This window comes from Roseivirga sp. AWQ4_251 (assembly GCF_056158225.1).
Genome location: NZ_JBSWSW010000002.1, coordinates 312277 through 334855 on the forward strand (window position 1 = coordinate 312277; position 22579 = coordinate 334855).

Below are 22579 nucleotides of genomic sequence, written 5' to 3' on the forward strand. Positions count from 1 at the left end.
AAAATGTCTCTGCTCAATAGAAAAAAAGAATTCTGGAAGAAATTTGAAAATTCAATACTTGAGATCATTGAATTGGCTATTGATCTTTTTCAGGAAAAAAAGCCTTTTCCTGAAAAAGAAGATGACCTTAACAGAGCGTTCTTCTCTTGTTTAATAGAGGCTAATTATATACTACAGAAAGAGAAAAGAGGACAACCTTGTGCCCCTATGTATGAAGCCAATAATCAACCAAAATTTGAAGAAGGAAAACGCACAATCAGAGAGTTTAAGAGACCGGATTTTCAGTGGTCAATTATGGATACTTTAGAACCTGATCCTTTGAAAAGCTCCAAGCAATTTGTACTGGAATGTAAAAGGCTAGGTCTCCCAAATGGCAATTGGGTTTTTAATGAAAATTACGTCACACACGGTATCAAGCGTTTTGTGAGTAAAGAACATGGGTATGCGTATGGCGTGGAATCTTCAGCAATGCTGGGGTATGTTCAGGATATGGATATTTATGAGATCCTATCCGAAGTGAATATCAATATTGACAGTATAAAGCAACAACAATTGAGTGAAACTCAAAAGAAGAACATCACGTTGTACTTGAGCCATATTTTGAAACTGGAGTATAATGAAGATGCTATGAGGTTAATTCATTTATGGATTGACCTGCGAAAGTCTTACTAAAATCATTTATAATTCTATGGCATCAGGTATTTTAGTCAGAACTCCCGCGGCTCACCTTCAGTTTAGCGATCATGGCATCAGATAGGGCTTCGGCATATACCCCATAGGCATCCACGAGTACGCCTTTTAAACTTTTTCCGGATTGAATGGCATACACAATGGAATTGTCATCGGGGCTGCTCATACCCTCAAAGCGATAGGTCTCCTTGATCTCAAAATTCTCAGGGTGCAATTCCAGTTTGTAGGTGGGGCACTCAATGCAGTGGGGCTTCAGGTTAAAATCGAGGGTATAACCTCTTTTTTTCAGGTCATTCAAGGCTTCGTAAAGGGTATCGTAACTTTTCATTTCGGATAATTTTTTAATACGCACTATGGCTTGATCATGTAATCCATACGTATCTATACGAACCGGTGATCTATGTTGTTCTTAAGTTTCAACCCCTTTGGTACTTTAAACTTTGGAGGTACTAAATTATTTTTTTCAAGTGGAGTAGTGCCATAATAAAGGTAACCAGGAGTGTGATGATTATGAAAAATAATCCAAAAATCACCCACATAAATGGCTGGAATGGATCCTTGGAGGTGGCCAGGGCAGAACCAGGGTTATCTGGGGTATTCTCGCCTGGTTCTGCTACTTGACTGGCCACTTTTTCTTCTTCGTCCAGGGCTGTTGTACGAACTTCAATAAATGCCAGCAATGCTTTAACCTCATCATCACTCAACGGCTGATCTGGCATGGGAATGTTACTGAATTGATTGAATACTTTAACAGCTCTTTCATCACCATTAGCGACCATGGTCTGAGAAGATTTGATAAAATTCAATAACCAATCTTTTTCATATCTGCTGTTAACTCCTTTGAGATCGGGGCCTACCAAATTACCACTTCCTATCGTATGGCAAGCCATACAATAGCCGTTGAATATGGCCTCTCCGTCAATCTGTTGAGCGTTAACCGGAAAGGTAAGTGCAAAAGCCAGTATCAAACCAGTGGTATATTTAATAATCCACTTCAAAGCCTTATCAATTTGCAGATTTCAAAAATTCAACAATCTTATTGGCCTCGTCTTCTGTAATCTGTGCTCTAAACTGCATGTGTTTCACAGCAATATCCCAGTCCACATCACTGAAAGTGCTAGGTGACGCAGTATTGTGGCATCTTCCGCAAGCCTCTCCCCAGAGTTGGGCACCACTCTTAGCGGATATATGGGCGGGAGTTGCACAACCTCCTATGATCATCATGGCCATGAAAATCATAAATGCTATAGTCAATATTATCGGGTTCTTTTTCATGATCGTAGTATTAAAATCCTATAGTCCATTGAATAAAAAAGAGATCGGTTTTAGTCAGCCCCGGAGAGTCATGCCCTCCTTCAACCTCATCTGATTGTAAGGCAATTTTAATGGCGGTTCTCCAATCCACCCAATAGTTCAGGCCGAGTGTCCATTGGGTACTTTGTGACTCCCAGGGGGCTTCTTCAGGAGTAGTAAGGGTGGAATATCTCCCTACCAACTCAAGGTTCTGCACGAACTGATTACCGAAAGTGGGTCGGTAAGCGAGTTGGTAGAAAGCAGTTTTCGATTTGTTGTCAAAATCAAAGGTTTCCAGGCTCCCATCTTCTAAAACCTCGTAAGGTCTATTGTCTATATTGACAAAATTCAACTGACCCCGAAGATCAATCCGGCCTCCCAGTGCAGGTAAGGTTTTCACTAAAGTCCAATCGAAGGAATAAAGGAATGCTCCGATATCTTCAAAATCAGATCCTTTATCACCCAGTTTGGCTGATTGTGCGGAGAATCCAAGCTCAAGTGACTGGTCGGCAAATGGAAACAATCCAAAGCGCCCACCAAATGCTTTGTTTTTATTATTGTCTATATCGGCTTCTGGCACAATCATACCGATCTCATCAGCCTCCTCTTCACCATCATTGATACGTGGGCCATTGGTAAGGTAGACCGAATAATTCGTCCTCATACCTGCCAGATAAGCACCACCCCGTACCTCTATTCCCAGGTCTGAGGTTGGCAAAAGGCCATCGTGTCCATACCCCAGCGGAACAGTCGGTAATTTATTGATCCATGAGGGGTGTAGCCTGTCGAAAAAAGTACCAAAGGGAACGAGAATTTTTCCCATCCTTACCGTCATGCGCGGTGTAAGCTGGTAGTAGAAATTGGCATATTCCAAAGCCATCTTTACTTCCCCATCCTCTATTTCCAATTCCAATTCCCCTTCAAACAGCAAACGGTCTGATTGCTTATAAATAAAGAGTGGGACAAGCCGGGCATTGCCAAAGGAGATTTCACCTTCTCCCGCAATAAAGTTGGCATCGGCATAGCCTCTGATCATGTAGCGGCTATTGCCCGGTTTTGGTGAGAATGAACTATCTGTTGTTTGTGCCAGCAAAGGCGCACTCAACACCGCCAGAAACCCAAGTAAAAATTGTCTCATATCGCTATTTTTTGAATGTTCTCAGATAGTTGACCAACTGCCATCTTTGCTCTTCTTTGAGAATAGTTTTGTAGGAAGCCATCGGGCTTCTGCCTTCCGTTATTTTCCAAAAAATGGCTCCATCGGTTTGCGCCTGAACGGAGGCTGAAGTAAAGTTGGTTGGTTTTGGGTTCAAAGCAGCTCCGGCTACACCATCACCTTTTCCCTTAGCTCCATGACACACCGCACACATTTGATTATACAGCTTCTTGCCTTTGAGCAATTCGGTGGTATTATCAACAAATGGATTCTTTAGGCCATCCGCTTCTTTTGGGGATTTCCAAGGGCCTTTTTGTTGATCTGAAGTATGCGTATTCGAGCTTGAAAAGGCCAAAAATGACAGGACGGAAAACACTAAAATCAGGGTAAAAATCTTCATGTCAGACATAGTAAAAAATGTTTTGTTCTATATCTAAAAATAGACTTGTGCGGCCTTAAAAGGGGAAAAGATTATGTTTTAGATGTATGATATTTTGGCCGCTCTGCTTCCGGTAAAAACAAAGATTCCAATCCGGGATAAGTCGGGGCTTTTAAGCGATGAGCCAAAAGATAGTTTTTTTACTCCTCCTTTTTGCTCAAAAACCATTTTTCCCCGGCAAACACCACACCCATCAATAGGGCTGAAACAATCACGACCAAGATATCGCTGCTGCCCTTTATCCATAAAAAAGCGCCCAGTACTACTACATCCAGTACAATAGCTGTAATGACGATGGCTATTTTGGGTTTTAGTTCTTCGCGCAGTTTGGTGAGCACCCCCCAATGGATGGTAATGTCCATCACCAGGTAAAAAATTGCCCCAATGGAGGCAATGCGACTAAGGTCAAAGAACACGGTCAGTAAGATAGCTACTACCACGGTGTAAACCAGCATATGCTTTTGTATGCGTCCGGGCATTCCGAAATGGCGGTGCGGAATGAGATTCATATCGGTGAGCATGGCCGTCATGCGCGACACGGCAAATATACTGGCGATGATACCTGATACGGTAGCAATAATGGCGATACCTACCGTAAACCACAGGCCGTATTGTCCAAAGGCAGGGCGCGAAGCTTCTGCCAGGGAATAATCCTTGGCTTTTATTATTTCTGAGATAGAAAGATTGGAGGAAACGGCAAAGGCCACCAAAAGGTAAATCACCGTGCAGATAAGGAGCGAAAAGATAATAGCACGGCCTACGTTCTTGTGTGGATCTACAATTTCATCTCCACTGTTGGTAATGGTGGTAAAACCTTTGTAGGCCAGTATGGAAAGCGCCAGTGCCCCTATATAGCTGGTAATGGAATAGTCACTTGCAGGGTTGGCCGTAAGCGATGCACCAAAGGAAAAACCGGCTGCCCACAGGCCACCGATAGCAAATATGGCAATACCACCAATTTTGACCACCGCCATGATCAGGGAAGATTTACCGATAATAGTGTTACCGGAAATATTGATCAGAAAGGCGATGATCAACAAACCCACACCAAGCAGAGGAACCAAAACGCTGTTTTCTCCTACATCAAATAATTGCAGGGTATAAGTGCCGAAAGTCCGTGCCACCAGACTTTCATTAATGACCATGGAAAGGGCCATTAAGAGGGCTGCCGAAGCAGTAATAGTGCCTTTGCCATAGGCTTTTATTAAATACTTGGCAATGCCTCCGGCTGAAGGGTAGGCATTAGACATTTTGATATAAGAATAAGCACTGAAGCCGGAAATGATAGCTCCGGCCAAAAAAGCCAGGGGAAATAAACTGCCTGATAATTCAGCTACCTGACCGAGCAGGGCAAAAATACCTGCGCCTATCATTACACCAGTACCCAGGGCTATTGCTCCACTCAGGCTCAGGCTGTTCTTTTTGTATTGTCCCATATTGCTTTAATTGTTTTGAACCTGCATTGCTTACTAGCGCTTGGCATTTGCTATAGGCTATCGATCGCTGCTCTCAATTTCGATTGTATTTCATTAGCTATTCCCTCTAAATCTTTATTTTCCACAGCCTGCATGGAGGCTACCGGGTCTACGGCTGCTATTTCCACACCGTTTTCAGTTTGTTGTACAATGACATTGCAAGGCAGCATCGCACCAATTTTATCTTCGGCCAGCAGGGCTTTGTGCGCAAAGGGAGGATTGCAAGCACCCAGAATTTTATAGGGACGAAAATCTTCGTCCAGCTTTTTCTTCAGGGTTTCCTTTACGTCAATTTCGGTAAGGATACCGAACCCTTCCACTTTCAGGGCGTCTGTTACTTTTTCAATGGCTTCTTCGAAGCCAGTGTCTTTCAATGTTTTTTCGAAGTAATATTTCATGTGGATATTATTTATTTAAGTCAGTTTGTTAAAATCTGATAGAGAGGCCTCCTCCCGCCCCAAAGCGGTTGTCATAGCTTCCCATTAGAGAAAAGTTTCTGGAAAGAAAATATTCGAGCCCGGCTGACCAGGTAGTTTCTCCCTTAAAATCCAATGGGGCACCCGTTCCTTCTTCGGTAAGTTCATTCACCCAGCCAAAATCTGCCTGATATTCATAATTACCAAAAATGGCAGTGCGGGGGAAGATCATGATCTCTCGGCTTATCCTAATCTCAGGCCTTAATTTGTTATCCATTCTGACATCCAGGTTAAACATATAAGGAGTGAAAAAGCGGATACCGGCAATAGCGGTGGTGGATATCTCCTCCAGGCTGTTTTCCATTTCGTTTTCCATGTTTACCCCGGCAAATACCCGGAAGTAATCATAGAGGTAGCGCTCGTAGGTAAATTCGGCTTCCATATTTTCATTATAACCCAGTTCGGCATTTAGGTTAAATTGATTGCGGGTATTCGAGGTTACCAGGTTGAGCTCAGTCATGTGCGAGGCCACATCGGCCATGCCCCAGCTATAGTACTGATCGGTTTCATGGATGAGTTTAGAAAGTGGAAAGGGTTTCATGCGCGGGTCACGGGGGGTATCGTAGCTATACACCCGGGCCATACCGCCCATCATATGGTAGAGTACATGGCAGTGAAAAAACCAGTCTCCGGATTCATTGGCATCAAATTCAATGACGGTTTTTTGCATGGGGGGCACATTTACGGTGTGTTTGAGCGGAGAGCGATCTCCGTTTTCGTTGATCACCCTAAAAAAGTGGCCGTGCAGGTGCATGGGGTGGTGCATCATGGTGAGGTTGTTCAGGGTAATACGCACCACTTCGCCTTTTTCGATCTTGATCTTATCGGCTTCGGACAGGGGCACCCCATTCATACTCCAGATGTAGCGCCACATATTCCCGGTGAGGTTGAGCAACACTTCCTTACGTGGCTTATCTTCTGCAAAATCAGTGGGTTCGGGGGATTGGAGGTAATTGTAATTGTATTCTGAAAACATCCCCATACCGGTCATTGAGGCATCTTCCTTCTCCATTTTCATTGCTGGTTCAGACTGCTTTTCATGGTCCATTTTGGAGTGATCCATGCCTTCCATTTCCATCTTTTGGGTGGTGTCTTGTTTCATTTTAGAATGATCCATCCCCTTCATTTCACCGTCCATCTGCATGCCCCAGTTTTGCATGAGCTCGTAGGGTTCTTCTTTGCCGGGTCTGTATTTCATGGCAGGGGCACCCATGCGCATATCCATTTGCGCCATTTGCATCATCATCCCGATCTTATCGGGTCGGGGTACTTCAGCGGCAGGTAGTACATCTCCTTTTCCGATATAGGCCGTAGAATAACCGGAACCATCCTGTGCAGTAGCGCGGAATTCTATTTTTCCGCTGTCGGGAATGGTGATGATAAAATCATAGGTTTCGGCAATGGCGATGAAGGTTTTATTCCGTTCCACGGGCACTACATTAAGCCCATCTGCCGCTACCAGCAAGGGATTTCCTCCGCCAAAGGTCATCCAGAATTGTGTGGAGGCTGCCCCGTTAATAATACGCAGGCGTACTTTTTCACCGGGTTGGAACTGTGAATATTCCTGACTTTCCTGCCCATTGTTGAGAAAAGCGGGATAATAGATGTCGGCTATATCGGCACTTTCCATACGCTGCTTCCAAAAATTGAGCTGTGCGGCCAAACCACCGCGGGCTATTACCTGGTTCAGCGGAGTGGCCGTTCCTTTTTTAATGTTGTACCACTCATTGCCCCGCTTGAGGTTGCGCAATACGTTCATGGGCTTTTGGTGTGGCCAATCGGAAAGCACCATTACTAATTCCTTATTGTATTCCAGGGTTTCTTCTTTAGGATCTATAATAATGGAGCCGTACACCCCGCTTTGCTCTTGCAGCATGGTATGGGAATGATACCAATAGGTACCTGACTGAATAAGTGGGAACTCGTATTTCTGTGTTTCCCCGGGTTTGATGGGCGGAGTGGTGAGATAGGGCACTCCATCGTAAAAATTGGGTAATAGTAATCCATGCCAGTGGACGGAGGTCTCCACATCCATTTCGTTTTTTACATAGATAACGGCATAGCCACCTTCTTTAAAACGAAGCGTAGGGCCTGGAATACCACCGTTTACTGTCATACCAGTGGTTTCTTTTCCTCCTATGTTTACACGTTCCTGCCGGAGAGTGATAGTATACGTAGAGGTATCCATCTGCGCCCAAGCAGAAAAACTAAAAAGTAAAAAAGAGAGTATTACAATGGATTTACAATAGGTATGTATCATGCTTATTTTCTCCTTATTGTGTTATTTCGTAGAGATTCTGTAGCGGCTAAGATTAATTGTCTTATGTTATTTATTTCTTGAGGAACTATGGGTTTTCATGATCTTCCATTGGCCATCTACTTTTTTTAAAACAGAGGTAGCTACTCCTTTTTTCTCAATCACCCTTTCTCCTTTTGCCAACTCAATTCTGTACGTGTATGCTTCAGTAGCAAAAGCATAATCCCCATCTACAATTACATCCACACTGTAATCATTGAATTTAAAGGACTTAAAAGCCTTGAGTTCAGGCCCGAGATGATGATCCAGATAATGATTAAAAGTACCTTCGACTCCACCGGATTCAAATACCTGAGAATTTTCCATAAAAAGGTTTGCTAAGTCAGTTGTTTTTAAAGATTCAACTCCTGTTTTATAGGCATTTAATACCTGTTTTACCTGCTGCTGGTCATTTTGGCCAAAGGCAGTAAACGATGAAACAAAAAGAACTAAGGTAATTACTATTGTGTAAAGCTTTTTCATAGGTTTATTTTTAAATAATTTTTTAGAAAGTATAATGAGCTCCCATATTTTACACGGGAGTTGTGATCTCTTATCTGTTACTTATTCATCTTCAAGAATGGCTGTTTCAATAGACTTTAGCTGCACCTTGCCGGTGCCTTCCAGCATTATGCCTATAAAACCTTTTTCCATTTTATCGCCATGTCCGTGGGTAATGGTCTGGTCGCCCATATAACCTTTAAAATGAGTACCTGCGGCAGTAACCTTTAACGGCATCCAGCCGGAACCAGCCTCAAAGTTACTTTCATCAAATACTTCTTCCTTGCCGTTTACTACCCTTCCCAGTTTCATATTGGCTCCATCAATGGCTACAAACTCATAGTTGGACAGGTCTTTGGCGTGATGGATTATCTTAACAGACCCTTTAAAATCGAGTTTTTTAAGGGTGGCGATCATTCCTACATTATCGTATTGATTATGAAAAACAAAGGCCGTTGGTGTGCCATCTGCGGTTAATTCAAGCACCATGGCTCCCTCTGCATTTTTAACTTCAGGCTTTATGTTTGTTGCAGCACCCGCCAAAAAGTGAAAATCTGACCGCATAAGCTCGGCACCATTTCCGCTGGGTGTCCATGTTTTATCCTCCCCGGTTTCCATGCTCATAGAATGGTCATCTCCAGAATGGTCTTCGCCCCCCATATGAAGATCCTCTCCACCCATCATTTCATCGTGATTTTCTTCTTCTGATTGTTCTTCTTGTTTTCCTTGTGAACAGCCGGTAAAAACCATGGTGCCCCCAATAAAAACAATTGCGTAAAACACTACTTGTAACTTCTTCATGATATTATTGATTTAAAGATTTATTTTTTGATTCCTACTCCATATTTGTATACCAGCTTCCCACCCAGGTCGGCTGTTTTGGCTACTATGCCCAGACCACTTGTGCCCAGTGTAAACAGTGCAATGGCCACCCATTTGTTTTTATCCCACTTTTTCCATAAAAAGAGAAGGCGGATGAGGGTATAGCCCCCAAAGAAATACAGGGTGTAATGGCCCCAGTCAGAATGCTTACCGGCAGTAAGCTCGCCCTGCATGGGGACGGATACTCCGTCAATAGCCTGTTCTCCACTAAAATAGGCAGCCAAAGCGGACAGTGCCCCCAGGGTATAAAGTGCCACTGCCATATGTTTCAGCCAGCTTTTACCGGAGAACAGGGAGGTCAGATCGGCCAAAACCGCTACGGCCCACAGCACAATGGGAAAGTGAATGATCAGTGGGTGTAGATTGGGTGCCCAGTCGGGAAGTAGCGCTTCCATGATCTAATGGATGATCTCCTTTACACTTCCACATTTCAACATCCGATCACCGAAATAGGGGTTCTTGATTTCCTTTTGGTTGGAAAGCCAATAACCTCCAGTATTTTTGTTAGCCATGGGGCAATACTCCAGGTACACTTCTCCCGAAGTAAGTGTACTGCCTTTCACCAGAGTGGCCATTTCATTGCTCAGTGCCGTAAAAGCTTTACGTTGAGCATCCAAGGTGCTGGCAGCACTTACTTTTGCTGCTTCTGTCTTTGCCTTTTCTCCTTTGCTTACCGTGCCTAAAGAAGCTTCCAGTTTTGTGGCCGCTTTTTTGGCTTCATCCGTCTTCGAGGCCACCAGTGCTTCTTTAAGATGAATATAATGACCGTAGGCTATACCTGTATTCTTGTCTTTGAAGGTGGGTTCAGCCTTCTGATCCATCTCCTTTTTGTCATCATGATTGCTGTGATCATGTTGTGCAAAGGCTCCCCAACTTATCAGGGTCATGCAAACGATTAGGGTTGTTTTTTTCATTTTACTTGATTTTGTGGCCTGCTCAGTGTCAGGCCGGGATTAAACATTTCGATTAGAGATTAAAAATTTGCATCAGGGCGATTACCACAACCAGTAGACTTACAAGCCCCCAGGTGATGCGTTTCGCCCATATTCCAAATTTTGACTGGGGCATTTCATCCCCTGTTTTACAACAGTCTTTCATTTAATAGTGTCGGTTATTTCTCCACAGGTCAGCATTGCTTCCCCGAAATAGGGGTTCTTGATTTCAGCTTTAATGCTCAGCCAATCCGCCCCTTTGTTGCTATCGGCCATTGGACAATGCTGTATATAAAGAGGTGTGTCAAACGGGGTAAAGGATCGGGTTAAATTGATCATTCCCTCGGACACCTGTTGAAAAGCACCCCGAATTTCTTCCATGCTTTTAAAATGCGGAAGATGTTCCAGGGCTTTTTTCAGTGTGCGGCTGTATTCCATCCAGGCATTGTGTGCCGCTCCGGTAAACAAGGCCATATCTACTTTCTCAATAGCTGTTGCCAACTGGCCACCATACTGTTTCGCTTCAACCAGTTGATCCGCTACCAATGCGTTTTTGAAATCGAGGTAAGTGGTATAAAGTGGCCGCAGGGACTTTTTTGCTTTTTGATCGATGGTAAATGATTGCACTGTTTTTGGCTTTACAGGACTTGCTGTGGAAGGCATTTCGCTACCTCCGTGGTTATGCCCGGTCATGGCGGGCCCGCCTTCCGGATTCATCATACTGGGCTTGCCAGCGAGTTGAGCGGCTGCATCTATGCTAAAGGTACCGTGTACGGCAATTTCTTCACCCAGTTCAATCCCTTCCTTAATAATAAAACCTTCACCCAACTCAGGCCCAAGTACCACTTCCCGCATCATAAAGTGCATGCCCTTGGCGGAAGGTGTTTTTACATATACTACCGAGCGTTCGCCTGTCCACATCACAGCCGATTTGGGTACAATCAGGGTATTCGCCTTATTTTCAAGTGCTGCCTGTACAATACCACTGGCAAACATTTCTGGTTTAAGTGTATTGCCTTTATTGGTTGCTTCCACCCGGGCTTTGGCTACTCTGGTTCTAGGATCAATAACCGGGTCTAAAAAGCTGATGGTGCCGTTAAATTCCTGACCGGGCAGAGAGGCTACAGTAAAATTGACTTTATCGCCTTTTTTTATCCAGGCCAGGTCCGATTCATACACATCAAACAATACCCATACTTTTGACAAATCGGCAATTTCATAAATGGCCTCTCCCTTACGGATGTAATCGCCCAGATTGACATTTTTGCTGATGACATAACCGGATACATCGGCTACAATCGGAAATTGTTCTTTGGTTTCTCCCTCCTCCAGTATCTCCTCTATTTGTGCTTCGGAAAGTTTCCAGTTTTTAAGTTTTTCCCGAGCGGACTGATAGAGAGCGGGTTGGGTGGCCTTGATCTTTTGGGCTTCAAAAAGCTCTTCCTGGGCGGTAACGAGTTCGGGAGAGTAAAGGGAGGCGATCACCTGACCTTTGCGCACGTATTCCCCGGTAAAATTGACCTTTAACTGCTCTATCCTGCCAGGAATATGACTGGTTTGAGAAAATACCAGCCGTTCATCTTCCTGTATCTTGCCATTGAGCCTTACACTTTTCACAGGGGCAGTAGTGCCTACTATAGCAGTACTGACACTGGCCAGTTGCATGGCCGTAGCTGACATAGATATGGCCATCGGGTCAAGTTCCTGGTTATCATCATTTTCAAGAGGGATGAGGTCCATGCCACAAATTGGGCAATCTCCCGGCTCGTTTTGCCTGATCTGCGGGTGCATAGAACATGTCCATATAGTTTCGCCTGCTATTTCATTGGTGTGTTGGTGGTCTTCTTCCATTTTTTGGCCAGACGAGCCACCAAAGATCAGCCACCCCATCAACAGACCGGTGACCAGTGTGAGTAGCATGACGATAATTGTTTTTCTATTGATTTTCATCTTAATATGTTTTTGCCGTTAGATAGTTAAGCTGGGCCAGGGCTATGTGGTACTGCACCTGTGCCGTGGCTTTCATTTTTTCATATTTCAGCAGTTGCTGCTGCATCCGTAGCACTTCCTCAAATTCCTGCCCTGAGTTGGCATAGGCCGAAAACAGCAGGTTAAGCGCCTGTTCCGATTCCAGGGTCTGTTGCACGTACAAAGCGATCAGATCGGATTGCTGTTGTATTTGGAACCAAACCATCTCGTAGCCCGAAGTCAGGTTATTGGTATACTCCTGCTTTTGCAAAGTGTAGCCTTCCTGCATCAGTTGCGCTTCTTTTACCGAAGCCCTGTACTTACTTCTGAAAATCGGAATGCTGACAGATAACATAGGCATCAGGGCATTCCGGCCATTATCGGGCACATCGGCATCGGTTCTTTCCCCCACCATCATGTAATCCAGCCCTATGCCCAGCCGGGGCAAACCTTGTTTATGAGCTACCTGCTCACGGGCTGCACTGGCTTTTATTTGTAAATCCAGTGCGTTTAAAGCCGGGTGGTTGGTGAGCAGGGAATCCTTTCGGAAGTGATCGGGTAAAGTTTCTATGCCCAGTGAATCCATTATAAGCACCTGATTGTCTTCGTCCCGGTTGAGCAGTTTGTTAAACCCGGTCAGCAGCGGCTTTTCCTTATTGTTGAGTATGTCCAGGCTGGTCTGGGCATCTTTGAGCATGATATCCACCCGCAGCACGTCCACCATAGTGCCATTGCTGTTCTCAAACTTTGCGTTGGCAATGGTCTTGAAGGATTTAAGGATGTCAATGTTCTCCTGTTCAATCCGTTTCCACTCCTGCAATTCGTATAGCGGGTAGTAGGCAGCCGCCATCTGGTAATACAGTCGATTCCGAGCATCCACAAAAGATTGGTATTTCGCCTCTGCCATTAACGCTGCAGCATCGCCCTGCGCCTTTAGCGCCCCGAACCACGGAAACATCTGGGTAAGGGAAAACCGAGCCTGTTGTGGGCCTACCCTTGTTTCTACCGGAGATATAAAATAGCCAAAAGAAAAGGTGGGATCGGGCAGACTGCTCACCTGTGGCACCCGTTGCAATGCAGCTTCAAAGTCCTTGTATTTGGCTTGTAAGCCCGGGTTGTGCTCGGCTGCTATTTTGAAATAGTCGTCCAGTGTTTGGGCATAGCCCACAGTGTTTCCGAGCAGCACAAGTATGATAATATTTACAACTGATTTCATGATTGTGTTTTTTTAAATTTTCGCTCCTCTCTCATACTGTAGAGCACGGGAACAATGAAAATACTCACCAGCGCAAAGGCCATCCCGCCAAAGGATGGAATCGCCATCGGTATCATGATATCCGCTCCACGTCCGGTTGATGTTAATACCGGCAACAATGCGATCATGGTAGTGGAAACGGTCATCAAAGCTGGCCGTATCCTGCGCAATCCTGCTTCTACTACTGCCTCTCGTACTTCTTTTAAATTGGTCGGTCGATTGCGCCCGAAGCTCTGATCCAGGTAGGTGGCGATCAGCACTCCATCATCGGTGGCAATGCCAAAAAGGGCGATAAACCCTACCCAAACAGCTACACTGAGGTTGATGGTGTGCATCTGGAAGAGGTCCCGCATATTGGTGCCGAAGACAGAGAAATCAGCAAACCAGCCCTGCCCATAGAACCAAAGCATGATAAAGCCACCACTGAAGGCCATAGCGATCCCCGTAAACACCATGAGGGAGGTTGTCACCGATTTGAACTGGAAATACAGGATCAGAAAGACAATCGCCAAAACCAGCGGAACGATGATGGAGAGTCTTTTCTCCGCTCTAACCTGATTTTCATAGCTGCCAGAAAACTTATAGCTGATGCCGGCAGGAACTGCTAAATCACCTCTGTCTATTTTATCCTGAATTGCAGCCTGAGCATCATTAACTACTCCAACCTCCGAGTATCCGTCCCTTTTATCAAACAGCACATAACCCACTAAAAAGGTTTCCTCACTTTTAATGGCCTGAGGGCCACGTATGTATTCAAAATCGACCACCTGACTGATGGGGATTTGTGCCCCTGTAGGTGTAGGTATTAAGATCTTGCCCAGGGAAGCGGGGTCGTCCCGCAATTCACGCGGATAGCGTACCCGTACAGGGAAACGTTCCCGGCCTTCTACGGTAGAGGTTATTTTCATGCCTCCGATAGCGGTTTCTATCGTCTGCTGCACATCCTCTACATTTAAGCCGTAGCGCGAAATCTCGTCCCGGTCTATATTGAGATGCAGATAGGGCTTGCCTACAATACGGTCAGCAAATACGGCTTCGGCCTTTACCGAAGGTATCTCCTTTAATATCCCTTCCAGTTGCATTCCAAAATTTTCGATGGTTTTCAGGTCGGGGCCATACACCTTGATACCCATCGGGGCGCGCATTCCGGTTTGGAGCATCACCAGCCGGGTTTCAATGGGCTGTAGCTTGGGTGCAGAGGTAACGCCTGGTATTTTGGTAACCCTGATAATTTCCTTCCAGATGTCATCAGGAGATTGAATGGAGGGTCGCCAGTTGCGGAAGTAATTTCCATTATTATCAGGTATGAGTTCTTCTACTGTGACACCCCGCCCTATAGCTTCCTCATTGCTAAGGCTATCACCGCTGCTAAGGATATAGCGATTGTCCTTATCTACCTTAAACCTGACCCGGTGCCCTTTTTCATTGAGCATATACTCCGGTTTGTAGTTGATGATGTTCTCATACATGGAAATCGGGGCGGGATCAAGGGCTGATTCCACCCTGCCGAGTTTACCCACGGTAAGGTCTACTTCAGGAATGTTGGTCAATAACATGTCCAGTTGCCCTACTACTTTGCGGTTGTATTCCATTCCGGAATGAGGCATGGAGGTGGGCATTAGCAAAAAGCTGCCTTCATTGAGCGAGGGCATAAATTCTTTACCAACACCCGGAAAGCTATGGGTCAGGCCTGACCATACTTTGGTGGGGCGTATATTCCAGCCCACGGTATCCAATCCTTTGGCTACGAAACCAAAAATGCTGTTAAAGCCAATCCAGGTAGTAGCGCCTAAAAGGATCAGGAAGCTGGGGATCAATAGAAATTTGACCTTATTATCCAGACACCATTTTAAAATGGGTTTGTAGAAATGTTCTAAAAGCGTAAACAACCCTAAGATCAATCCTACCAATAAGGCAACAAAAAGTACGTTGACCCATAAGCTGTTGCCCGCCCCAAGTGGTAGCCAGTACTTGCCCAAGAGCCAGGTAGTAGCCAGCACTACAATAATGAGGTCGGCCTTTTGAATAATTTTCACATACCATTTTCGGGAGTCTGTATGATCTTCAGGGTAACGGTTTTTCAGGATACCAGCCAGACCGTAGAGCACCAGAATAATACCTGCCCAATAGTACCCGGGAACAAGCACGAGCAGGCCAATCGCCAATAAGGCCACATTCACCCATTTTGCAATGGACTTATTTTTGATGCGGGTTCCAAAAAACCAGTGCGCCAGGGTTGGTAAAATGATTAAGGATACGATCAATGCGGCAATCAGCGCAAAGGTTTTGGTAAAGGCCAATGGCCCGAATAACTTACCCTCGGCTGCCTGCATGGTAAACACCGGGATAAAACTGACGATGGTGGTAGAAACGGCTGTAAGTATGGCGGTGGCTACTTCCGTAGAACCTTTGTAGATGGTATCTATAAGCTTTTGCCCGGGTGGGGCTTCATCTATGTGCTTAATAATGTTTTCGGACAGGATGATGCCCAGGTCTACCATCGTACCAATGGCAATGGCGATTCCAGATAAAGCAACGATGTTCGCATCAACTCCAAAATAGCGCATGGCAATAAAGACCATCAATACGGCTATGGGCAGAATGCTGGAAATGAGCAGGGATGCCCTGAGGTTGTACACCATTACGATCACGACCAGGATGGAGATCAGGATCTCCAGTGACAAAGCTTCCTCTAAAGTTCCTAATGTTTCATAAATGAGTTCGGAACGGTCGTAAAAGGGTACAATGGTCAACTGGCTCTCCCGGCCATCTGCCAATATCTTCTTGGGCAGTCCGGGGGCAATTTCTTTGATCTTATCCTTGACGTTGTTGATAACCAGGAGGGGGTTGGCACCATAGCGAGCCACCACAACTCCTCCGACTACCTCTGCACCATCTTTATCCAGCAGTCCCCTTCGGGTGGAAGGTCCCAGAGAAACCACCCCAATATCTTTAATGCGAATGGGTACGTTGTTCTTGCACGGCCACTACAGCCTTTTCAATGTCTTCTACTTTTTTGATGTAGCCCAGGCCACGTACCAAGTATTCCGCCTGGTTGATCTCAATGGTTTTGGCACCTACATCTTTATTAGACTTCTGCACGGCCTGCATTACTTTATGCAACGGAATGTTGTAGGCTTTGAGAGCATCGGGGTTTACATCTATCTGGTACTCTTGGACAAAACCACCGATGGAGGCTACTTCGGACACACCTTCAGTAGCATTCAGTCCATACTTCACGTAGAAGTCCTGTACGGTGCGAATCTCATGCAAGTCCCAACCTCCAGTAGGTTTTCCCTCTTTATCGCGCCCCTCAATGGTATACCAATACACCTGACCCAAAGCCGTGGCATCGGGTCCAAGTGCCGGTTGTACGCCTTCCGGCAAGAGGTCTGAAGGCAGGGAACTCAGTTTCTCGAGTATTCTGGAACGCGACCAATAAAACTCTACGTCTTCACTGAAAATAATGAAGATACTGGAGAAGCCGAAGATGGAGGAGCTACGAATGGATTTCACTCCGGGTATTCCCAGTAAATAAGTAGTCAGGGGGTAGGAGATCTGGTCTTCGATGTCCTGTGGAGAGCGTCCTTGCCACTGGGTAAAAACGATCTGCTGGTTTTCGCCAATATCGGGGATGGCATCTACGGGCACGGGGTCGGAAGGCAAAGCCCCTACCTGCCAGCCGAAGGGGGCGGTAACGATACCCCAGGCAATGAAACCAATAAGAATAAGCAGGGTGACAAGCTTATTCTCCAGAAAATATTTGATGATCTTATTGAGCATTTAAACGATAATTTGATGAAGTACTGATTTGAGTCCGAAGTGTCGGGACAAGCTGTGCCTTTTCTGAGATTGGCACACAGGGAAATCAAATAGTATTAAATCAAATCAGGAAAGACTGGAAAAGGGCTTGGATATCCTGTTTCGGCAGTGGAGGGCTGTAATTCCTGTATTGAGGTAATGAGGTGGGGGTATAAAGCGCAGGGTTTAAAAAAGTCTGCACAAAGGCGGATACAAACATCCAGTTGGGGGAGGCCTGTATTACCGGGGTTTTAAAGGTGTCTTCTATCTGGAAGGTCTGGTATTCGTTTTGGCAACAGGGTTTGGAGCTAAATTGGTGACCATTAGGCATGTCTTCTTCACACCCTTGTTCGATGTCAGGCATACCACAATCCAGATTGTGCTTCACTAACATTAACTTACTCTCCACAGCTTCCCCACCACAATAGTGGGTAGCCATAGTATAACCTATGTTGCTTAGCAGCAGCATAAGGGCTAATGTTATGGAGAGTATTTTGTTCATTAAGAACAAATGTACAACAAGCTAAAGGCGGATAGTTTATGAAATCTTGTTTAAATGTTATGAAGTTATGGTTTTTGTGCCCTGATTGTCGTTACTGTGTCCCTACATCCGTTTGGTTTAATGAGATTTACAGAGGTTGAAAGAGCGTAATCCTGATAAGTACCGGAAGCATTGGAGAGACTCAAAACTTAAGATCGGATCTCTTTTAATTAGCCAACTTCAAAATCCTTAGTGCCCCGCGCATCACAAAGGCGAACACAATCCCACCAATGGCCAGATCAGGCCATTTGCTATCCAGCCAGTAAACCAGCACCCCGGCTAGTATCACTCCACCATTCACAATAATATCGTTTGAAGTAAATATGGCACTGGCCTGCATGTGAGCTTCATCACTTTTGGCTTTATTGATCAGCCAGAGTGAAACCAGGTTGCCTATGAGAGCCAGTATTGATATGATAATCATCCATTGAAACAGAGGTGTCCCGCTTTCGCTGAAAAACCTTCGCAATACTTCTGAAAAGCCCAATAGTGCCAACCCCATTTGGAAGTAACCACTGATCTTGGCTACTTTTTTCTTGCGAGACATGGCCGCACCTACAGCCAATAAACTCAGGCCGTAGACGATGGAATCTGCCAGCATATCCAGTGAATCGGCTATCAAGCCCATGGAACGGGATATCCATCCGGTGGTCATCTCTACTACAAAGAAGCTGAAATTGATGACCAGCACCCACCAGAGTATTTTTCGCTGTTTGGAATCATCAGTGGCCAAGGGCAGTTCCGCCTCTTCGGTTTTTTTCAGGCGGTCGTTGAGTTTGAGATCACTGATGGCTTGATGGATCTTTTCTACTTCCTCAGTATGATATACCTCCAGTTTACGATTGGGAATATCAAACGAAAGCTGCTTTACATCGCTATAAGGTTCCAGCTTCATGCGGATCATTTGCTCTTCAGAAGGGCAGTCCATTTTGCTGATAATGAAAGTGCTTTTTTTCATAGTATTTTTAGCAACAACTCTTGTCTTGCTGAATTGGTGGACATTTTTCCGAACCATAGCTGCAAAATACACAGCAGTCCCCTTGCTTTGGTTTCAGAACGGTTTTACAGCTTTCGCACTTATAGAAGAATTGACAAGCGTCAGTTGGCATTTCCTCTACTTTTTGATGCCCGCAGTTTGGGCAAGTGATTTTTGATTTTAAGATGACCTTCATTTTTCTATAAGCTTTTTTTAAACCATATGTGATATGTCGGAAGCAAGGGTTGGGTAAGAGAACACCATGTTTTTCAGTTGGCTGGTTTTCAAGCCAGCGTTCATTGCCATTGCGAACAGGTTAATGGTTTCTTCTGCTTTTGGCCCGTAACCTTATAGCCAGTTGAGTTAATTGTCTTTTCAATTTGTATGTTGCTGGCCCTTGTTTGGTCAAATTCGACAATTGCATTTCCATTTTCGTAGGAAGCATTGACTGCTATTATTCCGTCAAGTTTGTTCACTTCATGTTTTACGTGTTCTGCACACCCGTTGCAGGTCATGCCGCTGATTGTAAACTCAATGGTTTGTATATCCGCCTTGTCAACAACCATTATTTGTTTATTGTACTTTGGATAGAAAACATCTGCATACAGAGGAAATGCAAGCATGAGTGCTGCAAAAACAGTAACGATTCCCAGGGATGTTTTGGATTGCCGAAAAGAAGGTTTTCCTGCCTTGCCGGCCAGGTCATCATCCTCGCAAGCACATTCGATTTCTTCTTGGGAGCGGGGTTTCAATTTTTGATACCAAGCAAAAACCAGGACTACAATCGTCAGGCCTATTAAATACGGTCTAAATGGTTCAAGCCAGGAGAAAGTTGAAGCAATCCCGCTTGTTCCCGCAATAAGGGCTAAGACCGGTGTTATACAGCACAATGAAGCTGCAATAGCTGTCACGAGCCCGGCTCCGGCTAGTTTTTTATTTGATCTCATATCGTTTCCAATATTTGGTTTTCATCAAGAATTTTGAAAAATGGGATCATCAATTCTTCGTAAGTTTTTGTCAAAGAGTAAAAAATGGTTTGTGCTTCCCGTTCAGTCTGAATGAGCTTTCTGTCTTTCAGTTTACGTAAATGTTGGGATACCGCTGAGATGTTCATTCCAAGAATGTCGCTCAGGTCGCAGACACAAAGCCGTTTTTCTTCGTAAAGCAGGTATAGGATTTTTAACCTCACATTGTTACCCACCAAAGCCAGTCCGTTGGATAAATAATGGAATGTGTCATTAAGCTCTGAAACCCTGTCTTTACAGCGGTTTATTTGTTCAGGGTCTGCCTGTTGTCTTACGCAAGAGTTGTGATCCATGCTTACAAAGGTAGTTTATTTGCTTATTTAAGCAAATTCTTAAATACATTCCTCAAGAGGGCAATAGAGAATCCTTAGTTTCTCTTATACCCCAACAACCTCAGCGCATTAAATACCACTACCAAAGTGGAGCCTTCATGGATGAGTACTGCAATACCGATATTGGCAAAACCGAAAACCGTGGCGGGTATCAACAAGGCTACTATTCCCAAACTAACCCAAAGGTTTTGTTTAATGATACTTTTGGCCTTTCTACTTAAGCCAATCGCAAAAGGTAATGTTTCGAGCTTGTCAGCCATCAAGGCAATATCGGCCGTTTCCAAGGCTACATCACTACCCGCAGCTCCCATGGCAATGCCCACTGTGCTATTCGCCATGGCCGGGGCATCATTTACACCATCGCCTATCATTGCCACTTTAGATTCTTGTTCTTTGAGTTTCTTAATGGCTTCTACTTTTTCTTCCGGCAGCAGGCTGCCCCAGGCATCCGTAAGCCCTATTTCTTTGGCTACCGCATCAGCCACTTTCTGGTTATCTCCGGTAAGCATGATCATACGCTTGATACCAAGTTTTTTTAATTTTTTCAGGGTGTTTTTTGCTTCTTTTCTGGGCGTATCCATAAGAGCAATGATGCCAATGTAGTCGTCATTTTGACGGATCAACATAGTGGTATTACCATTAGATTCCAATGATCTTACTTTTTCTTCTGTTTCCTTTGATGGCTTCTTGTCATCCAGCGACTCAAACAGGTCCAGATTGCCAATGAAAACTTTGTTACTTCCCAGTGAAGCTTTTACCCCTTTCCCAAGCACTGCCTCTAGGTCTTTCGCCTCAGGTATGTCAGCATCTTTCAGTCGCTCTTTCCCATCACGTACTACGGCCTTTGCCAGTGGGTGATCACTCAGGTTCTCTACCGCTACTGCTATTTTCAATAGTTCCTCTACTTTTACATCACTCAGGGCTACTACTTCCGTTAACTTAGGCTTACCTTCTGTTAGTGTTCCGGTTTTGTCAAAAGCAAGGGCAGTAAGTACTCCTAAATCTTCCAATGGGCGGCCACCTTTGATAAGCACCCCATTTTTGGCTGCTCGGGCTACTCCACTAAGTACTGCACTCGGGGTGGCTATAGCCAATGCACAGGGGCTGGCAGCTACCAGTACGGCCATAGCTCGGTAAAAGCTTTCACTAAAAGTTTCGTCAATCACCAGAAAAGCAAAATTGAGCAATCCCACCAGTACCAAAACAGCAGGCACAAAGTATTTCTCAAACTTATCGGTAAGGTGCTGAGTAGGCGACTTCTGTGTTTGGGCTTCATTGACCAATTTCACCAGTCGCGAGAGCGTGGAGTCCTGGGCTACTTTTATTACTTTGATTTCCAATGTACTATTGCCGTTGATCGTGCCTGAAAAAACGCAGTTCTCGCCTTTTATGTCTTTTTCCTGAGACCAATCTTTTTCTGGATCATCTACTGGTGTCTTATCTACAGGTACACTCTCTCCGGTGATTGGAGCTTGGTTCACACTACTGTTGCCATTTACCACCACACCATCGGCAGAAATCTTACTGTTGGGCTTCACTACAATGATGTCTCCAATTAGCAGCTCCTCAATACCGACTTCTTCTGTTTTTCCATTTCTCTTGAGCAATGCGGTTTTAGGAGCGAGTTCTGCTAAAGCAGCAATGGACTTACGAGCCTTGTTCATGGCGTAGTGTTCCAGTGCATGCCCCATGCTGAACAGAAATAACAACAAGGCACCTTCTGCCCATTCGCCCAGAATAGCCGCACCGATGGCTGCTACCAGCATTAGGAAGTCAATCTCAAAACCACCTTTGGCGACTGTTTGAATAGCTTCTTTAGCTGTAAAAAACCCACCAAAGAAATATGCAGCAATGTATAATGCTAAGCTCACCCAGGAAGGGATAGCTTCCACATATGAAAGACCAAAACCAATTCCGAGCAATACCCCGCAGGTGATGGCAAAGATCAGCTCGGTATTTTTCCCGAAAATACCACCGTGTGAGTGGTCATGGTTCTCTCCGTCCTTATGTGAATGCGCTTTTTTTTCAGTTTGCCCCATTTGTTCATCGTCTCTGGCAGTCTCTCTTATGTATCTTTCGACTTCCACTTCTGTGGTAATAATGTTCAAACCTTCTTTACGTAATGATTTAAAGATTTCCGATTCATCTATTTTTACTGTTTCAAATTCTAATCCAATCATACCAGAAGCAGACACTGAAGACTGTAAAACTCCATCTAATCTATTGAGTGCTTCTTCAATTTTTCTGGCATGACGGGTATGACGAATCCCTTCCACCTCGATTAATCGATGACTGTACTTATCAATAATGGAAGCCCCAGCCCGTTTAGCTAATTTTTGAATCTGATCAATCGAAATTATTTCGTGGTTATAATGAATGCAAAGCTGTGGCACACCATTATCTGTTACATCAGCCACATGCACTTTTTCCAGCCCGTTTTTACCCTGAAGTTGCTCGATGAGTTTTTCTACGCATTGGTCTTTTTCATCAGTCACTTCGGGAAGTATCAGGGGAATTTTTATCTGTAGTTTTTTCATTGAA

At 44.8% G+C, this 22579-nt stretch carries 22 protein-coding genes and 1 pseudogene; 1 reads left to right on the forward strand and 22 read right to left on the reverse strand.

Annotated elements, in window-relative coordinates; genetic code table 11:
* Positions 1 to 3 precede the first annotated feature (3 nt).
* Positions 4 to 672: a hypothetical protein gene (locus ACXACJ_RS15420; RefSeq protein ID WP_475135317.1), complete on the forward strand. Its 669-nt coding sequence runs from the start codon at positions 4 to 6 to the stop codon at positions 670 to 672.
* A gap of 31 nt (positions 673 to 703) precedes the next feature.
* Here the strand turns inward: ACXACJ_RS15420 and ACXACJ_RS15425 are convergent, their stop codons facing one another.
* The 22 genes and pseudogenes from ACXACJ_RS15425 to ACXACJ_RS15530 form a co-directional block, all read right to left on the reverse strand.
* Positions 704 to 1018, reverse strand: coding sequence for a hypothetical protein (locus ACXACJ_RS15425; protein WP_062303387.1), 315 nt, complete (start codon positions 1016 to 1018; stop codon positions 704 to 706).
* A gap of 121 nt (positions 1019 to 1139) precedes the next feature.
* Complete coding sequence (locus tag ACXACJ_RS15430; RefSeq protein WP_062303385.1) at positions 1140 to 1688, reverse strand: c-type cytochrome; 549 nt, start codon at positions 1686 to 1688, stop codon at positions 1140 to 1142.
* Between the two features lie 7 nt (positions 1689 to 1695).
* Entirely contained in the window at positions 1696 to 1965 is a 270-nt protein-coding gene (locus tag ACXACJ_RS15435) for a c-type cytochrome (protein ID WP_089082058.1), read from the reverse strand.
* 10 nt (positions 1966 to 1975) lie between these two features.
* On the reverse strand, positions 1976 to 3121 hold the full coding sequence (locus ACXACJ_RS15440; RefSeq protein WP_062303384.1) for a hypothetical protein: 1146 nt from the start codon (positions 3119 to 3121) through the stop codon (positions 1976 to 1978).
* Between the two features lie 4 nt (positions 3122 to 3125).
* Positions 3126 to 3548 carry a c-type cytochrome gene (locus tag ACXACJ_RS15445; protein ID WP_221405279.1) on the reverse strand — a complete coding sequence of 141 codons (423 nt, stop codon included), beginning with the start codon at positions 3546 to 3548 and terminating at the stop codon, positions 3126 to 3128.
* A 170-nt stretch (positions 3549 to 3718) separates the two neighbouring features.
* Positions 3719 to 5014, reverse strand: a complete 1296-nt coding sequence (locus ACXACJ_RS15450; RefSeq protein ID WP_475135319.1) for an APC family permease — start codon at positions 5012 to 5014, stop codon at positions 3719 to 3721.
* Between the two features lie 50 nt (positions 5015 to 5064).
* Positions 5065 to 5451 (reverse strand): DUF302 domain-containing protein, encoded by a 387-nt coding sequence (locus tag ACXACJ_RS15455; protein ID WP_475135320.1) that lies wholly within the window; start codon positions 5449 to 5451, stop codon positions 5065 to 5067.
* 28 nt (positions 5452 to 5479) lie between these two features.
* Positions 5480 to 7789 carry a multicopper oxidase domain-containing protein gene (locus ACXACJ_RS15460; RefSeq protein WP_475135321.1) on the reverse strand — a complete coding sequence of 770 codons (2310 nt, stop codon included), beginning with the start codon at positions 7787 to 7789 and terminating at the stop codon, positions 5480 to 5482.
* A 66-nt stretch (positions 7790 to 7855) separates the two neighbouring features.
* Complete coding sequence (locus ACXACJ_RS15465) at positions 7856 to 8308, reverse strand: YybH family protein (protein WP_062303377.1); 453 nt, start codon at positions 8306 to 8308, stop codon at positions 7856 to 7858.
* 81 nt (positions 8309 to 8389) lie between these two features.
* The gene (locus tag ACXACJ_RS15470) at positions 8390 to 9127 is read right to left on the reverse strand and encodes a hypothetical protein (protein ID WP_475135322.1); all 738 of its coding nucleotides are present in this window, start codon (positions 9125 to 9127) and stop codon (positions 8390 to 8392) included.
* 20 nt (positions 9128 to 9147) lie between these two features.
* A complete protein-coding gene (locus tag ACXACJ_RS15475) occupies positions 9148 to 9603 on the reverse strand; it encodes a DUF2231 domain-containing protein (RefSeq protein ID WP_475135324.1) in 456 nt (151 codons plus the stop codon).
* A 3-nt stretch (positions 9604 to 9606) separates the two neighbouring features.
* Positions 9607 to 10122, reverse strand: a complete 516-nt coding sequence (locus ACXACJ_RS15480; protein WP_260311511.1) for a DUF3347 domain-containing protein — start codon at positions 10120 to 10122, stop codon at positions 9607 to 9609.
* Positions 10123 to 10302: 180 nt separating this feature from the next.
* Positions 10303 to 12090 carry an efflux RND transporter periplasmic adaptor subunit gene (locus tag ACXACJ_RS15485; RefSeq protein ID WP_475135325.1) on the reverse strand — a complete coding sequence of 596 codons (1788 nt, stop codon included), beginning with the start codon at positions 12088 to 12090 and terminating at the stop codon, positions 10303 to 10305.
* A gap of 1 nt (position 12091) precedes the next feature.
* A complete protein-coding gene (locus ACXACJ_RS15490) occupies positions 12092 to 13324 on the reverse strand; it encodes a TolC family protein (RefSeq protein WP_475135326.1) in 1233 nt (410 codons plus the stop codon).
* Positions 13321 to 17146: pseudogene (locus tag ACXACJ_RS15495) on the reverse strand (efflux RND transporter permease subunit). Before ACXACJ_RS15495 ends, ACXACJ_RS15490 begins: the two are co-directional and overlap by 4 nt.
* Before the next feature lie 100 nt (positions 17147 to 17246).
* Positions 17247 to 17666 carry an HYC_CC_PP family protein gene (locus ACXACJ_RS15500; protein ID WP_475135327.1) on the reverse strand — a complete coding sequence of 140 codons (420 nt, stop codon included), beginning with the start codon at positions 17664 to 17666 and terminating at the stop codon, positions 17247 to 17249.
* Between the two features lie 205 nt (positions 17667 to 17871).
* The gene (locus ACXACJ_RS15505) at positions 17872 to 18663 is read right to left on the reverse strand and encodes a cation efflux transmembrane domain-containing protein (protein WP_475135328.1); all 792 of its coding nucleotides are present in this window, start codon (positions 18661 to 18663) and stop codon (positions 17872 to 17874) included.
* 7 nt (positions 18664 to 18670) lie between these two features.
* On the reverse strand, positions 18671 to 18877 hold the full coding sequence (locus ACXACJ_RS15510; protein WP_475135329.1) for a GDCCVxC domain-containing (seleno)protein: 207 nt from the start codon (positions 18875 to 18877) through the stop codon (positions 18671 to 18673).
* Between the two features lie 17 nt (positions 18878 to 18894).
* Positions 18895 to 18987 carry a hypothetical protein gene (locus tag ACXACJ_RS15515; protein WP_475135330.1) on the reverse strand — a complete coding sequence of 31 codons (93 nt, stop codon included), beginning with the start codon at positions 18985 to 18987 and terminating at the stop codon, positions 18895 to 18897.
* Positions 18978 to 19628, reverse strand: coding sequence for a mercuric transport protein MerTP (gene merTP / locus ACXACJ_RS15520; RefSeq protein WP_475135331.1), 651 nt, complete (start codon positions 19626 to 19628; stop codon positions 18978 to 18980). The genes ACXACJ_RS15515 and merTP overlap by 10 nt, the downstream gene beginning before the upstream one ends.
* Positions 19625 to 19999, reverse strand: a complete 375-nt coding sequence (locus ACXACJ_RS15525) for an ArsR/SmtB family transcription factor (protein ID WP_062303357.1) — start codon at positions 19997 to 19999, stop codon at positions 19625 to 19627. Before ACXACJ_RS15525 ends, merTP begins: the two co-directional genes overlap by 4 nt.
* Positions 20000 to 20073: 74 nt before the next feature.
* Positions 20074 to 22575, reverse strand: coding sequence for a heavy metal translocating P-type ATPase (locus ACXACJ_RS15530; RefSeq protein ID WP_475135332.1), 2502 nt, complete (start codon positions 22573 to 22575; stop codon positions 20074 to 20076).
* Positions 22576 to 22579 lie beyond the last annotated feature (4 nt).

Excerpts from the sequence above, each read along its gene's own strand:
- ACXACJ_RS15420 (WP_475135317.1), top strand. The coding sequence starts at position 4 with ATGTCTCTGCTCAATAGAAAAAAAGAATTCTGGAAGAAATTTGAAAAT.
- ACXACJ_RS15460 (WP_475135321.1), bottom strand. The coding sequence starts at position 7,789 with ATGATACATACCTATTGTAAATCCATTGTAATACTCTCTTTTTTACTT.
- ACXACJ_RS15470 (WP_475135322.1), bottom strand. The coding sequence starts at position 9,127 with ATGAAGAAGTTACAAGTAGTGTTTTACGCAATTGTTTTTATTGGGGGC.
- ACXACJ_RS15480 (WP_260311511.1), bottom strand. The coding sequence starts at position 10,122 with ATGAAAAAAACAACCCTAATCGTTTGCATGACCCTGATAAGTTGGGGA.
- ACXACJ_RS15475 (WP_475135324.1), bottom strand. The coding sequence starts at position 9,603 with ATGGAAGCGCTACTTCCCGACTGGGCACCCAATCTACACCCACTGATC.
- ACXACJ_RS15505 (WP_475135328.1), bottom strand. The coding sequence starts at position 18,663 with ATGAAAAAAAGCACTTTCATTATCAGCAAAATGGACTGCCCTTCTGAA.
- ACXACJ_RS15490 (WP_475135326.1), bottom strand. The coding sequence starts at position 13,324 with ATGAAATCAGTTGTAAATATTATCATACTTGTGCTGCTCGGAAACACT.
- ACXACJ_RS15525 (WP_062303357.1), bottom strand. The coding sequence starts at position 19,999 with ATGGATCACAACTCTTGCGTAAGACAACAGGCAGACCCTGAACAAATA.
- ACXACJ_RS15465 (WP_062303377.1), bottom strand. The coding sequence starts at position 8,308 with ATGAAAAAGCTTTACACAATAGTAATTACCTTAGTTCTTTTTGTTTCA.
- ACXACJ_RS15425 (WP_062303387.1), bottom strand. The coding sequence starts at position 1,018 with ATGAAAAGTTACGATACCCTTTACGAAGCCTTGAATGACCTGAAAAAA.
- ACXACJ_RS15530 (WP_475135332.1), bottom strand. The coding sequence starts at position 22,575 with ATGAAAAAACTACAGATAAAAATTCCCCTGATACTTCCCGAAGTGACT.
- ACXACJ_RS15485 (WP_475135325.1), bottom strand. The coding sequence starts at position 12,090 with ATGAAAATCAATAGAAAAACAATTATCGTCATGCTACTCACACTGGTC.
- ACXACJ_RS15440 (WP_062303384.1), bottom strand. The coding sequence starts at position 3,121 with ATGAGACAATTTTTACTTGGGTTTCTGGCGGTGTTGAGTGCGCCTTTG.
- ACXACJ_RS15500 (WP_475135327.1), bottom strand. The coding sequence starts at position 17,666 with ATGAACAAAATACTCTCCATAACATTAGCCCTTATGCTGCTGCTAAGC.
- ACXACJ_RS15455 (WP_475135320.1), bottom strand. The coding sequence starts at position 5,451 with ATGAAATATTACTTCGAAAAAACATTGAAAGACACTGGCTTCGAAGAA.
- ACXACJ_RS15510 (WP_475135329.1), bottom strand. The coding sequence starts at position 18,877 with ATGAAGGTCATCTTAAAATCAAAAATCACTTGCCCAAACTGCGGGCAT.
- merTP (WP_475135331.1), bottom strand. The coding sequence starts at position 19,628 with ATGAGATCAAATAAAAAACTAGCCGGAGCCGGGCTCGTGACAGCTATT.
- ACXACJ_RS15515 (WP_475135330.1), bottom strand. The coding sequence starts at position 18,987 with ATGGCAATGAACGCTGGCTTGAAAACCAGCCAACTGAAAAACATGGTG.
- ACXACJ_RS15450 (WP_475135319.1), bottom strand. The coding sequence starts at position 5,014 with ATGGGACAATACAAAAAGAACAGCCTGAGCCTGAGTGGAGCAATAGCC.
- ACXACJ_RS15435 (WP_089082058.1), bottom strand. The coding sequence starts at position 1,965 with ATGAAAAAGAACCCGATAATATTGACTATAGCATTTATGATTTTCATG.
- ACXACJ_RS15445 (WP_221405279.1), bottom strand. The coding sequence starts at position 3,548 with ATGTCTGACATGAAGATTTTTACCCTGATTTTAGTGTTTTCCGTCCTG.